The 14,717-nt window shown below is 35.2% G+C and carries 8 protein-coding genes; all 8 read left to right on the forward strand.

Annotated features, from left to right (window positions below; all coding sequences use genetic code 11):
- The first annotated feature begins 9 nt into the window (after positions 1-9).
- On the forward strand, positions 10-435 hold the full coding sequence (locus LNP22_RS07960; RefSeq protein WP_210664589.1) for a CBS domain-containing protein: 426 nt from the start codon (positions 10-12) through the stop codon (positions 433-435).
- Positions 436-596: 161 nt separating this feature from the next.
- Positions 597-2,888 (forward strand): NADP-dependent malic enzyme, encoded by a 2,292-nt coding sequence (locus tag LNP22_RS07965; protein WP_229976065.1) that lies wholly within the window; start codon positions 597-599, stop codon positions 2,886-2,888.
- 77 nt (positions 2,889-2,965) lie between these two features.
- The gene (ruvA, locus tag LNP22_RS07970) at positions 2,966-3,547 is read left to right on the forward strand and encodes a Holliday junction branch migration protein RuvA (RefSeq protein ID WP_210664591.1); all 582 of its coding nucleotides are present in this window, start codon (positions 2,966-2,968) and stop codon (positions 3,545-3,547) included.
- Positions 3,548-3,571: 24 nt separating this feature from the next.
- Positions 3,572-10,795, forward strand: a complete 7,224-nt coding sequence (gene sov, locus LNP22_RS07975) for a T9SS outer membrane translocon Sov/SprA (RefSeq protein ID WP_229976066.1) — start codon at positions 3,572-3,574, stop codon at positions 10,793-10,795.
- Positions 10,796-10,880: 85 nt separating this feature from the next.
- Entirely contained in the window at positions 10,881-11,261 is a 381-nt protein-coding gene (gene gcvH / locus LNP22_RS07980; protein WP_210664593.1) for a glycine cleavage system protein GcvH, read from the forward strand.
- Positions 11,254-11,631 carry a VanZ family protein gene (locus tag LNP22_RS07985; RefSeq protein ID WP_210664594.1) on the forward strand — a complete coding sequence of 126 codons (378 nt, stop codon included), beginning with the start codon at positions 11,254-11,256 and terminating at the stop codon, positions 11,629-11,631. The genes gcvH and LNP22_RS07985 overlap by 8 nt, the downstream gene beginning before the upstream one ends.
- Positions 11,632-11,743: 112 nt before the next feature.
- Complete coding sequence (gene deoC / locus LNP22_RS07990) at positions 11,744-12,487, forward strand: deoxyribose-phosphate aldolase (protein WP_229976067.1); 744 nt, start codon at positions 11,744-11,746, stop codon at positions 12,485-12,487.
- 18 nt (positions 12,488-12,505) lie between these two features.
- On the forward strand, positions 12,506-14,626 hold the full coding sequence (locus LNP22_RS07995; RefSeq protein ID WP_229976068.1) for an energy transducer TonB: 2,121 nt from the start codon (positions 12,506-12,508) through the stop codon (positions 14,624-14,626).
- Positions 14,627-14,717: the final 91 nt, after the last annotated feature.

Here is a 14,717-nt window from a genome sequence, read left to right on the forward strand (position 1 = left end):
TTTTCAAATATGACTGTAAATCAAATATTAAGCACAAAAGGAAGAGATGTTTTTTCGGTACTGCCAACGACAACTGTATATGAAGCCTTGAAGGTGATGGGAGAAAAGAATATTGGAGCCATATTAGTAATAGAAGGTACTGATCTAAAAGGAATATTATCGGAAAGAGATTATGCTCGAAAAATTGTTTTGAAAGACAAATCATCAAAGGAAACTTTGGTGAGTGAAATCATGGAAAGCAATGTTTTTACTATAAAATCTACGGATAATATTGATACTTGCATGGAAATTATGAGTACAAAAAGAATTCGACATTTGCCCGTAAAAGATGAAGAAACCGTAGTCGGAATCATCTCTATAAGTGATGTGGTAAAAGCGATCATCGAAATTCAAAAAGATACCATAAACCATCTAAACTCTTATATTTCACAATAAATTAAAGTAAAAATAAAATGTATGAAATAGCCTAAAATATGTTGGGCTATTTTTTTTGCTCGTTTGTTAAAAAGTTATTTTTGAGAAAAGAAATGTATAAAATCATGTCATTTTAAACCAAGACTTCTATCTTTGTAAGCTAGAATAAAAGCTAAAAACGAATGAGTAAAGACAATAAAAAAAGAGAAGCGTTACTGTATCATTCAGAACCAACTCCAGGGAAAATTCAGGTAGTTCCAACAAAAAAATACGCAACCCAAAGAGACTTATCATTGGCTTATTCGCCAGGTGTTGCAGAGCCATGTTTAGAGATTGCAAAAAACATTGATGATGTTTACAAATATACAGCCAAAGGCAATTTGGTTGCCGTAATTTCGAACGGTACAGCAGTGTTAGGACTTGGTGATATTGGTCCTGAAGCTTCTAAACCAGTGATGGAAGGAAAAGGCTTGTTGTTTAAAATTTTCTCTGATATAGATGTTTTTGATATCGAAATAAATACCAAAGATGTTGAAGAATTTATTCAAACAGTAAAAAATATTGCACCTACTTTTGGAGGTATTAATCTGGAGGATATCAAAGCTCCGGAATCTTTTGAAATTGAAAGAAGACTGGTAGAAGAACTGGATATTCCGGTGATGCATGACGATCAACATGGTACGGCAATTATTTCTTCGGCAGCTTTAATAAACGCTCTTGAATTGGCCGGTAAAAAAGCCGAAGACGTAAAAATGGTGGTTTCCGGTGCAGGTTCGGCTGCTTTGGCTTGTGCTGATTTGTATGTGTTATTAGGCGTAAAAGTTGAAAATATTTTAATGTTTAACAGCAAAGGACTTTTGACAAAAAATAATCCTTCGCTGTCAGAAATGCAGTTAAAATATGCTGTTGATATTCCTTCGGTTGATTTGAAAGAAGCATTAAAAGGCGCAGATATTTTCTTAGGATTATCTTCTGGAGATATCATGTCTCCAGAAATGTTATTAGGTATGGCGGATAATCCTATTGTTTTTGCAATGGCCAATCCAAATCCTGAAATCGATTATAATCTGGCCATAGCGACCCGTGATGACGTTATTATGGCTACAGGCCGTTCTGATTATCCTAATCAGGTGAATAACGTTCTTGGTTTTCCATATATTTTTAGAGGTGCGTTAGATGTTAGAGCGACAAAAATTAACGAAGCTATGAAAATGGCCGCGGTAAAAGCTTTGGCAATTTTAGCAAAAGAACCAGTTCCGGAGCAAGTAAATGTGGCGTATGGAGCAACAAAATTAGGTTTCGGAAGACAATACATTATTCCAAAACCATTTGATCCAAGATTGATTACGGTGGTAGCGCCTGCAGTTGCAAAAGCAGCTATGGATTCCGGAGTTGCAAAAAATCCTATTACAGATTGGGCAGCTTACGAAGACAAGCTTTTGGAGCGTTTAGGAAACGATAATAAAATGGTTCGATTGATTACAAATCGTGCAAAAATGGATCCTAAGAAAATTGTTTTTGCTGAGGCCGATCATTTGAATGTATTGAAAGCTGCTCAAATTGTGTATGAAGAAGGTATCGGATTCCCTATTTTATTAGGAAATAAAGAAATCATTCTGGAGCTTAAAGAAGAGTTAGGTTTTGAGGCCGATATTGAGATTATTGATCCTAAAACTAAAGAAGAAGAAGATAGAAGAAACAGATTTGCCAATTCATACTGGAAAACAAGAGAAAGACGCGGAATTTCGTTGCTTGACTCACAAAAGATAATGCGTGAGCGTAATTATTTTGCAGCGATGATGGTAAACGAAGGAGAAGCGGATGCATTGGTTACAGGGCATTCCAGAAGTTACCCTTCGGTAGTAAAACCAATGTTGCAGCTGATAGAGAAAGCAAGTGGAGCTTCAATTGTTGCCACAGCAAATATGATGATGACGGCCAGAGGGCCAATGTTTTTATCAGATACTGCAATCAATATTAATCCATCTTCACAAGAGTTGGTCAATATTGCTTTGATGACCGCTAAAACAGCTAAAATGTTTGGTGTTGAACCTGTAATGGCAATGGTTTCTTTTTCTAATTTTGGATCTTCAACACACGAAGGAGCAGCAAAAGTAAGAGAAGCAGTATCTTATTTACATAAAAATCATCCTGAACTGATTGTTGATGGAGAAATTCAGGCAGATTTTGCTTTGAATCCAGAGATGTTACAAGAAAAATTCCCTTTTTCTAAATTGGCAGGAAAAAAAGTAAATACCTTGATTTTTCCTAATTTAGAGTCTGCAAATATTACTTATAAATTGCTAAAAGAGCTTTATAAAGTAGATTCTATCGGACCAATCATGATGGGAATGGGCAAACCAGTTCACGTTTTTCAATTGGGTGCAAGCGTTGAAGAAATGGTAAATATGGCTGCTATTGCTGTAATTGATGCACAGGAAAAAGAAAGCAAGAGAATTAAAGCAACCAAATAGGATAGTTCTGCGAAGTATCGGATGAAATTGTGGTATTATACATCAATTTTATTATATTTGGTACTATAAATTATACTATGATAGCACATTTGCAGGGGAAATTGGTAGAAAAAAATCCCACAGAAGTTGTAATAGACTGTGGAGGAGTGGGATATCACATAAATATATCTTTACACACCTTTTCCTTAATCCCTAAAACGGATTTTATAAAATTGTATACGCATCTTCTAATAAAAGAGGATGCGCATACTTTATTTGGTTTTGTCGAAAAATCTGAAAGAGAGATATTTAGAATGTTACTCTCTGTTTCGGGCATCGGAGCCAATATTGCCAGAACGATGTTGTCATCGCTGGAGCCAAAACAAATTATCAACGCCATTGCATCAGGAGATGTAGGTGTAATTCAATCTATCAAAGGCATCGGCAACAAAACTGCACAGCGAGTTATCCTTGATTTAAAAGAAAAAGTTTTAAAATTATATGATTTAGACGAAGTTTCTGTAGTTCAAAACAATACAAATAGAGATGAAGCGTTATCTGCTTTAGAAGTTTTAGGATTTATTAGAAAAACTTCTGAAAAAGTGGTAGAGAAAATCGTAAAAGAAGATCCAGAAGCTACGGTTGAATCTATCATTAAAAAAGCCTTGAAAAGTTTATAACGATCATTTAGAAACAAAATTTGTATGAATAAAATTTGTATTTGCTTGTTGTTTTTATTTTGTGGATTTGCATCGCAGGCACAAGTAAATCAAGCAGCTCAGGATACAACAAAAACAACGTTTTCTGTCGGGAAGATTGAATTGAAAAATCCGGAAAGTGTTCTTTCGGCATACAAATATGACCCTATCACAGACCGTTATATTTACTCGACGACTGTTGATGGTTTTTCTATAGATTACCCTCTTATTCTAACTCCAAAAGAATATGAAGATTTGGTTTTGAAAGAATCCCGAAGAGATTATTTTAGAAAAAAAGCAGACGCAATCGATGGTAAAAAATTAGCGAGTAAAGACGCGAAAAAAGATTTATTGCCACGATATTATATCAATTCCAGTCTTTTTGAAAGTATTTTTGGGAGCAACACTATTGATGTAAAACCTACCGGTTCTGTTGAAATGGATTTAGGAATGCGTTATACCAAGCAAGACAATCCCGCTTTTTCTCCAAGAAATCGCTCTAGTTTTACTTTTGATTTTGATCAAAGAATCAGTATGAGTTTAATGGGTAAAGTTGGAACTCGATTGGCAGTAAATGCTAATTATGATACACAATCCACTTTTGCATTTCAAAACCTTTTTAAATTAGAATATACACCTTCTGAGGATGATATTATTCAGAAAGTAGAAGTTGGAAATGTGAGTATGCCTTTGAACAGTACCTTGATTCGAGGCGCACAAAGCTTATTTGGGGTAAAAACCCAGTTGCAATTTGGCCGAACTACCGTTACAGGAGTATTTTCGGAGCAAAAATCACAGACCAAAAGTGTAGTTGCAGAAGGAGGCGGTACAATTCAGAATTTTGATTTATTTGCTCTTGATTATGATAATGATCGACACTTTTTCTTATCACAATATTTTAGAAATAAGTACGATGCATCGCTCAAGAATTATCCTTTTATAGACAGCCGCGTTCAGATTACCAGAATAGAAGTTTGGGTGACCAATAAACAAAATAGGGTAAGTACAACCAGTAATAATTTACGTAATATTATTGCTCTTCAGGATTTGGGTGAGGCACAATATACTGGAGTTCCAGATGAAGAAGTAGTAGTTATTAATCCGTCTACAGGGTTTTTTAATAAACCGGTTAGTTCTCCTACAGACAATTCGAATAATAAATACGACCCTGATTTAATAGGGAATGGAGGTTTTCTGAATGCCAACATTCGAGAAATTGTGACCGCAAAAAGTGGTTTTACAAATGGTAATGTTAACGAAGGAACCGATTATTCTATCTTAGAAAATGCCAGAAAATTAACTTCAAACGAATTTACTTTTAATCCTCAGTTAGGATATGTTTCGCTGCAACAACGCTTGGCGAATGATGAAATCCTTGCAGTTGCGTATGAATATACTATTGGCGGAGAAGTTTTTCAGGTGGGAGAGTTTGGTAGTGATGGAGTTGATGCAACGGTTGTAACAGGAAATACGGCTAATAATAATCAAGCGGTAATTACGCAGAGTTTGATTTTAAAAATGCTTAAAAGCAGTTTGACCAATGTCAAAAATCCAGTTTGGAATTTGATGATGAAAAATATTTATCAAATCCCGGGAGCGTATCAAATCAAACCCGAAGATTTTAGGTTTAATATTCTTTACAGTGATCCCTCTCCTATCAATTACATTAGTCCGGTAGCAGGAAGTCCTTTTCCGGCAAACCCAACGCCAGATAATAAAGTAGAAGAAACGCCCTTATTGAAAGTTTTTAATTTGGATAAATTAAATTTCAATAACGATCCACAAGTTGGGGGAGACGGTTTCTTTGATTATCTTCCGGGGATCACAGTAGACGCTCAGAATGGGCGAATTATTTTTACCCGAAAAGAACCTTTTGGAGAATTATTATTCGAAAAATTGCAGAACTCCGGAATGGGGGAAAACTACAGCGATCCAACAACCTATAATGCTAACCAAAGAAAGTATGTGTTTAGAAACATGTACAAAAACACACAATCCGGAGCGCTGCAGGATAGTGATAAAAATAAATTTTTATTAAGAGGTAAATACAAGTCAACGGGCAGTGACGGGATTCCAATTGGAGCTTTCAACGTGCCACAAGGGTCTGTTGTAGTTACTGCCGGCGGAAGAGTTTTGGTTGAAGGAGTTGATTATAGCGTAAATTATCAATTAGGAAGAGTTCAGATATTAGATCCTGCACTTCAGGCGTCTAATACTCCTATAGAGGTTTCGTTAGAAAATAATTCTATCTTCGGACAACAAACCCGAAGATTTATGGGTTTTAACATCGAACATAAAATTTCTGATAATTTTGTTATTGGTGGTACGTATTTAAAAATGACCGAAAAACCTTTTACCCAAAAATCAAGTTATGGACAGGAATCTGTAAATAATACTATTTTTGGTTTTAATGGAAATTACTCTACAGAGGTTCCGTTTTTGACAAGATTGGTTAATAAATTACCAAATATAGATACTGATGTTCCTTCTAATCTTTCGATAAGAGGAGAAATAGCATTCTTAAAACCAGACGCCCCAAAAGCAGCAGATTTTCAGGGAGAATCTACTATTTATGTAGATGATTTTGAGGGTTCACAATCGACTATCGATATGCGATCTGCTTTTGCCTGGAGTCTGGCATCAACACCTTATATTAATTCTGTTGGAGATAATACTTTTAATGCGCAATCCGAAACTTTAGAGTACGGGTATAAAAGAGCAAAATTGGCTTGGTATTCTATAGATCCTGTATTTTATACCAGTAAACCATCCGGAATTACAAATGATGACTTGTCATTCAATACAACCAGAAGGGTTTACAGCAGGGAACTATATCCAAATACAGACATTGCACAAGGACAAATACAAGTTATAAATACCCTTGATCTGAGTTATTATCCTTCAGACAGAGGGCCTTATAATGATAATCCTAATTTTGGCAGTGAAACGGCTACTTCAAAATATGGTGGTATTATGAGAGCTTTAAATTCGACTAATTTTGAGCAAAGTAATGTTGAATATATTCAGTTTTGGGTTTTAGATCCTTATGTAGGAAACGGTGCTACTGAGCCATCCAATACAGGTAAAATTTATTTTAATTTAGGTGAAGTTTCCGAAGATATTTTAAAAGATGGAAGAAAGCAATACGAGAACGGTCTGGGACCCGATCAGTTATTGGTAACGCCTCGGCCACTTTGGGGAGATGTTCCTGCTTCGCAATCTTTAATTTATGCATTTGATAATAATGCGGGCAACAGATCCAATCAGGATGTCGGACTTGATGGTTTGCCTAATGCTAAAGAAGCAGCTGTTTACAGTAATTACGCCTCTGATCCAGATCCCGCAGGTGATGATTATACGTATTATTTGAATGCTAACGGAGGAGTTCAGGAGCGCTATAAAAATTATAATGGTCTTGATGGCAACTCTGCTGTAGATATAAATGCGGCCAACAGAGGTGCAACGACTTTACCTGATGTTGAAGATATTAATCGCGATAATACAATGAATACAATCAATGCGTATTATGAGTATAGTATTGATTTGAGACCAGGTATGAATGTGGGGCAAAATTATATTACTGATATCAGAGAAGTTTCAGACGTAGAATTGCCTAACGGAAATACCACTACCGCAAGATGGATTCAATTTAAAATTCCTGTTTCGCAACCTCAGAATGTCATTGGAAATATATCAGATTTTAGGTCTATTCGATTCATGAGAATGTTTATGACAGGATTTACTGAGCAGGTAACCGCCCGTTTTGGAGCATTAGATCTGGTAAGAGGCGAGTGGAGAAGATATACTACTGCTCTTGATCCTTCGGATGTAAATCAAGATGATGACGACACCGATTTTGATGTACAAGCAGTAAATATTCAGGAGAACAATACAAAATGTCCTGTAAACTATGTTACGCCTCCGGGAGTACAAAGAGAACAATTGTATAATAATAACACAATAATCAATCAAAACGAGCAGTCATTGGCCTTGAGAGTTGCCGGAAATGGTCTGCAACCTCAGGATTCCAGAGCAGTTTTTAAAAATGTAAGTATTGATATGCGTCAGTACAAAAAACTAAAAATGTTTTTACACGCAGAATCATTAGCAGGAGAAGCTGCTGTTGGTGATAATGAAATGGTCGGTTTTATTCGTTTTGGTAATGATTTTACACAGAATTTCTATCAAGTCGAAATTCCATTAAAAATGACTTCTACAGGTGGCGCATGTAATATTAGTGCGGAGCAGGTGTGGCCAGAAGAAAACGAAATAAATTTGCTTTTGGAGTTATTAACCAAAATGAAAATTCAGGCAATGAGTATTGATCCTAGTACACTTCCGCTTGACGGAATTTATTATCCAGACGACACAGGATCTGACGGAGATGATAAATTGAGACTGGGTATAAAAGGAAATCCAAATTTTGGTCTGGTTCGAAATTTAATGGTCGGAATAAAAAGTAATGTAGACCATAAAGATATAAAAGGGGAGGTTTGGTTTAACGAACTTCGTCTGGCCGACATGGAAAACAAAGGCGGTATGGCTGCTATTTTGAATATCGATACCAATATGGCCGATTTTGCAACTGTTTCTGCTACAGGTAAAAAAAGCACTATTGGTTTCGGATCTTTGGAGCAAGGTGCAAATGAAAGAGATCGTGAAGATATTCAACAATACAACATTGTAACCAATATGAATTTAGGAAAATTGCTGCCTCAAAAATGGGGGATCAATTTGCCGTTTAATTATGCTATTGGAGAAGAGATTATAACGCCGGAATACGATCCTTTTAATCAGGATATCAAGCTTAAGCAGTTGTTGAGAGAAACTACAGATGAGGCAGAAAAAGACAACATCAGAACCAGAGCAATTGATTATACCAAACGTAAAAGCATCAATTTTATAGGGGTTAGAAAAGACAGAGCGCCAGAACAAAAACCACATGTTTACGATGTTGAGAATTTTACTTTTTCTCAATCGTATAATCAGGTTGAGCGCCATGATTATGAAGTAGAAAACTACGAAGACGAGCAATCCAATTCGGCAGTAAATTATGCATATACGTTTCAGCCAAAAGAAATAGCTCCTTTTAAAGAAACTAAATTCATGAAGAAAAGCGAGTATTGGAAAATGCTGAGTGATTTTAATATCAATTATTTGCCTTCAAATATATCATTCAATACAAATATTTTAAGACAAAGCAATCGTCAGCAATTTAGACAGGTTGAAGACGTGCAGGGAATTGGTCTTGATCCGCTTTACCGCCGAAATTTTGCTTTTAATTATCAATATGGCTTTGGTTTTAATCTGACTAAATCTTTAAAATTAAACTATACCGCAGCATCTAATAATATTGTGAAAAATTATTTGAATGATGATAATACTCCAAAAGAAGATTTTAATATTTGGGATGATTACTGGGATATCGGAACTCCTAATCAGCATACCCAACAATTGATTCTGAATTATGAAATTCCAATTAATAAAATTCCAATTTTTAATTTTGTAAAAGCAACCTATTCATATACGGCAGATTATAATTGGCAACGATCATCATCAGCTTTATCAGAGTTTGTTGATGAAAATGGGACAGCTTACAACTTAGGGAATACGATTCAGAATGCCAATTCCAATACATTGACAACTACTTTAAATATGAATACGTTGTACAAATATTTGGGTTTGACACCTGGACAGAAAAAAGCGGCAAAACCAAAACCTACCGCACCTCCAAAACCAGGAGAAAAAGTGGTGAATACAAATAATAATATTGTGGCCAAAAAGAGCCCATTTTATGATGGTGTGATTGGTGTCTTGACTAGTATAAAAAGCATTCAAGTAAATTATACCGAAAATAGCGGAACAGTTTTGCCGGGTTATATCCCGGGTGTAGGTTTTTTAGGGACATCAAAACCTAATTTAGGATTTGTTTTTGGCAGTCAGGACGATGTGCGTTACGAAGCGGCTAAAAATGGCTGGCTGACGAATTATGAAAATTTCAATCAGAATTTTACGCAGGTTAATAATAAGTTGTTAAAAGTAACGACCAACATAGATCTGTTTCCGGATTTTAAAGTCGATTTGACGATGGATAGGACGTATTCTCAAAATTCATCTGAGCAATATAGTGTCATAAATGGCGAATATCTTCCGTTGTCGCCGTATACATATGGAATGTTTTCTATCTCGACGGTATTGATCAAAACGGCATTTTCTAAAAGTGATGAAATTCAATCGGCGGCATTTGATGATTTTAGACAAAATCGCCTAGTAATTGCAAATCGTTTGGCCGAAGATTATTATGGTACGGGTAATCCAATTCCGAGATATGGTGATGCTGCAAACCCAATTCCAGCAGATCCTGTCGATCCAAATAATGATCCAGATAAAAAGAAAAGAGAGGTTTATTCTTCTAACGAAGGATATCCAGTAGGTTTTGGAAAAAGCAATCAGGCCGTTTTATTGCCGTCTTTTTTGGCAGCTTATTCGGGAAGTAGCGCTTCTAGTGCTTCAACAGGAATTTTTAAAAGTTTTCCTATTCCTAACTGGAGTATAAAATACAACGGATTGATGCGTTATAAATTTTTCAAAGATCGATTTAAGCGTTTTTCATTGCAGCACAATTACAGAGCATCCTATACAATTAATCAATTTAGGTCTAATTTTGATTATGATGAAAATGTTGGAAAACCAACTAATCAGGACGTAAATTATAATTTTTATAATAAAACAATCATGTCAAATGTCAATCTGGTAGAACAATTTAGTCCGCTGCTTCGAGTAGATTTGGAGCTAAAAGGTTCTTTAAGAATTTTGACAGAAGTGAAAAAAGATAGAGCTTTATCAATGAGTTTTGATAATAATTTATTGACCGAAGTAAAAGGGCTTGAGTATATCGTGGGGCTTGGATATCGTTTTAAAGATGTGATTTTTTCTTCGCGTTTGGCAGATAATCCAACCGGAATTATAAAAAGTGATATTAATATAAAAGCTGATTTTTCCTATCGAAATAATCAAACTCTGGTGCGATATTTAGACTATAATAACAATCAGTTGGCGGCAGGACAAAATATTTGGTCACTAAAACTTACGGCAGATTATTCTTTTAGTAAAAATCTAACCGCCATATTTTATTATGATCATTCGTTTTCAAAAGCTGTAATCTCAACTTCCTTTCCGTTGACCAACATTCGAGCTGGATTTACACTTCGCTATAATTTCGGAAATTAATTTTGATTTTCTAAAGTAAATTTCATTAGAAGATTATTACATTTGTGGCTTAAAATTTAAATTATCAATTTTCAAACATACTATTATGAGCATACCATCAAATTTAAAGTACACAAAAGATCACGAATGGGTTAGCATCGAAGGAGACGTTGCAACTATAGGAATTACTCATTTTGCTCAAAAAGAGTTAGGAGATATAGTATATGTTGAAGTAGAAACTTTAGATCAGAAACTTGATAAAGATGAAGTTTTTGGAACAGTTGAAGCTGTAAAAACAGTTTCAGATTTGTTTTTACCTTTAACCGGAGAAATTATTGCTTTTAATGACAGTTTAGAAAGCGCGCCTGAAACTGTAAATTCTGATCCTTACGGAGCAGGATGGATGATTAAGGTAAAAATTGCAGACGCATCTGAAATCGATTCTTTGTTATCTGATGAGGCTTACAAAACGCTAATCGGTGCATAAATTATTCCTCCTGTGTTGGGCATTAATTGTCTCGGGAGTTATCGCTTATTTTTGTTTGACAGATTCAAGTAATATTCCTGCGGTTAATATCCCCAGCATTGACAAAATTGTGCATTTTTGTTTTCATTTTGGATTTACAATTTCATGGATTTTGTTTTTTAAAAAGGAATTAAAAGGCGCTGACGATGCAAAAGCCTTTTTGGTTTCGTTTATATTCTCGGTTTTATTTGGGATAACGATCGAAATCATGCAAGGTGTATACACCACAACAAGAGCTTCAGATGTAACAGATGTTTTGGCGAATACTTTAGGAGCAATGTGTGCTATTTTTGTAGCGATCATTTTCAAAAAGCAACTAAACAAAATATAAAACAAATACCCACTTCGGTGGGTTTTTTGTTGGCGTAAATTCTAGTTTTAGAATCGGTGTTTTTTACGATTTAAAATGTATTTTTGTGCCAGTTGCATGTAATTTCAAAATCATGAATGTCAAATCATATTTAGATTCAACATACTTAAAAACTGCTTTTCAGGCTGGTCTTACCGAAGCAGAAAATACTGCTGTTGTGAAGGCTGCTGTTGGGGAGGCTATCAGCGAGGGTTTTAAGTTGGTCATGGTTCGGCCTGACAAAGTGACTTTGGCCAAAGAAATGATTTTAAAAGCAAATTCATCTGTATTGGTAGGAACTGTAATTGATTTTCCAGAAGGCAAATCTGATCTTGAGACGAAAATCAAGGAAGCTAACGAAGCCATCGAAAACGACGCCGATGATCTGGATTTTGTTTGTAATTATGAGGCTTTCAAAAATGGGGATATCGCTTTAGTAAAGCAAGAAATTTTAATTTGTACTCAAATTGGATTGGCCAACAATAAAACCGTAAAATGGATTATTGAAGTGGCTGCGTTGACTGATAAAGAAATTATTCAGTTGTCTGCGTTGATTAAAAATGTAGTAATTTCAAATTTTAAAGAAGAAAATTATGCTTCAGTTTTTGTGAAATCCTCCACTGGATTTTATGAAACTCAAAGCGGAATGCCAAATGGAGCGACTGTTCCAACGATAATTATGATGTTAGAGAATGCCTCTCCTTTGCCTGTAAAAGCGGCTGGAGGAGTTCGCTCATACGAAGAAGCGATCGGTATGATTCGCCTTGGAGTAAAGCGAATTGGAACTTCTGCGGCAAAAGCAATAGCCAGTGGGGGCAATGCCACAAATACCTATTAAATAAATACCTATTTTTACATGAATAAGATTTTTTTTGCTTCTATTCTGCTACTGTTTTCTACAGTTACTTTTTCGCAGGAAAAAAATAATACTGCAATACAGCCTGGTTTTACCTCGGAGCAATTTCCGGTTTTCTCTAATTGCGAGAATTTGCAGGCTAAGAATTTGGAAAATTGCTTTTATAAAGAAGTTCAGGATTTTGTATATCATAATTTTCAAATACCTGATAATTTAAAACAAGCAGATTATAAAGGAGAAGTAAAAGTGCTTTTTGAGGTCGATGTCAATGGCGAGTTTAAAGTGATTTATGTCAATGCCGCAAATGATGCCTTAGCCGAAGAAGCAAAACGTGTTTTTGGAAATTTTCCAAAAATTAAACCTTCTACCTATAACGGAAAACCGACATACTCAAAATATACTATTTCGATAGAGTTGCCTCTTAAAAGTGCCGAACAAATTGCGGCAGAAGCGTTGGCAGCTTCTTTGATAGAAAAACCACTAGAGAAACCCATGACAGAATTGGATAGTCTGGTTTACAAGAAATATACCAATCTGGAATTTGAAAGTCATTTGAATATCCCTTTTTCGCACAGTTATTATGCCCAGTTTGATGGAGCTATGAATCAGGTTGGGAGCAATAATCATACGGCTTCTAAGCCTTATACTTATGCGGAAGTTTCTAAATATTATAATTTGAAAGCGGTTAATGAGTCTCTTCAAAAAAAGACTTCGGGTTGGTTAGGAAGAAAATTCTGGAACGAGAATATGGTGCAGATCGAGGGTGAAGATTATTGGCTGACGCTGAATCCTATTTTTGATTTGCAAATGGGTAAAGCTTCTGATATTGATGCTTCGACGTATGTAAATACACGCGCTCTTAATTTTAGAGGAGGAATTGGAAAACAAATTAATTTTACTACCACTATTTTTGAAAGTCAAGGCCGATTTGCAGGATATTTTAATGATTATGCCGAATCGATTAAGCCTTCTGGAGGAAATCCGGCTATAATTCCAGGAATGGGAATTGCAAAACAATTTAAAACCGATTCGTACGATTTTCCTTTGGCAGAAGCCAATATTACTTTTGCTCCGAGTAAAGCTTTTGATTTGCAGTTGGGTTACGGAAGGAATTTTATTGGTGATGGATACCGCTCTTTGTTAGAAAGTGACGGAGCGAGTCCTTATCCGTATTTTAAAATCAATACTACTTTTTGGAAAATAAAATACACCAATACGTATATGTGGCTTAAAGATGTTCGTCCAGATGTTACAGTAGAGAGAACTTATGCAACAAAATTTATGGCCAATCATTATTTGAGCTGGAATGTTTCGAACAAGCTAAATTTAGGCTTTTTTGAATCGGTAGTTTGGTCCAATCAAAACAATAGAGGATTTGATGTTAACTTTGTAAATCCCATTATTTTTTATCGTTCTGTTGAATTTGCATCTTCTTCACGAAGTGGTAATGCGCTTTTAGGAATTTCGTCAAAATACAAATGGAATAATAATGTTAATCTTTATGCGCAACTTTTAATTGATGAATTTTCGTTCGGAGACATAAAAGCAGGTGATAACAGCTGGAAAAATAAGTACGGATATCAATTAGGAGCAAAGTATTTTAATGCTTTTAATGTAAAAGACCTTTTGTTACAACTAGAGTACAATCATGTACGCCCGTATGTGTATTCGCACAGTGCAGTAATTACCAATTATGCACATAATAATCAAAGTTTAGGACATCAGTGGGGTGGTAATTTTAAAGAACTGGTAACTATTGCTAGATATCATAAAGGCAGGTATTTTGCCGATGCTAAATTAACCGTTGGAACCAGAGGTTTGGATTTTGATACGACAGAAGATAGTTTTAATTACGGAGGAAATATTTATAAAGATTATGATGAAAAACGTCCGCGTGATACAGGAGTAAAAGTTGGGCAAGGAAATAAAGCAAATATTTTTATAGCCGATGTTCAGGCAGGTTATTTGATCAATCCGGCAACGAATTTAAAATTATTTGGAAGTTTTATTTACAGAAATTTCGACCCAATGCAGCAGACTGCAACAACTTTTAAACAAAACACCACATGGTTTAATTTAGGGTTTCGCTCTGATATTTTCAATTGGTATTTTGATTATTAGTCTATATTAATAAGATTTTTCTAAATAATTGTGTTAAAGATTGGCAAGTTCTTATTTTGTGATGGTTTTATTAGAAAAAATCTAAAGTTAT

The organism is Flavobacterium flavipigmentatum (assembly GCF_020911905.1).
Taxonomy (GTDB): Bacteria; Bacteroidota; Bacteroidia; order Flavobacteriales; family Flavobacteriaceae; genus Flavobacterium; species Flavobacterium flavipigmentatum.

Coding starts and splice junctions, on each gene's coding strand:
- LNP22_RS07960 (WP_210664589.1), top strand. CDS start 10: ATGACTGTAAATCAAATATTAAGCACAAAAGGAAGAGATGTTTTTTCG.
- LNP22_RS07965 (WP_229976065.1), top strand. CDS start 597: ATGAGTAAAGACAATAAAAAAAGAGAAGCGTTACTGTATCATTCAGAA.
- ruvA (WP_210664591.1), top strand. CDS start 2,966: ATGATAGCACATTTGCAGGGGAAATTGGTAGAAAAAAATCCCACAGAA.
- sov (WP_229976066.1), top strand. CDS start 3,572: ATGAATAAAATTTGTATTTGCTTGTTGTTTTTATTTTGTGGATTTGCA.
- gcvH (WP_210664593.1), top strand. CDS start 10,881: ATGAGCATACCATCAAATTTAAAGTACACAAAAGATCACGAATGGGTT.
- deoC (WP_229976067.1), top strand. CDS start 11,744: ATGAATGTCAAATCATATTTAGATTCAACATACTTAAAAACTGCTTTT.
- LNP22_RS07995 (WP_229976068.1), top strand. CDS start 12,506: ATGAATAAGATTTTTTTTGCTTCTATTCTGCTACTGTTTTCTACAGTT.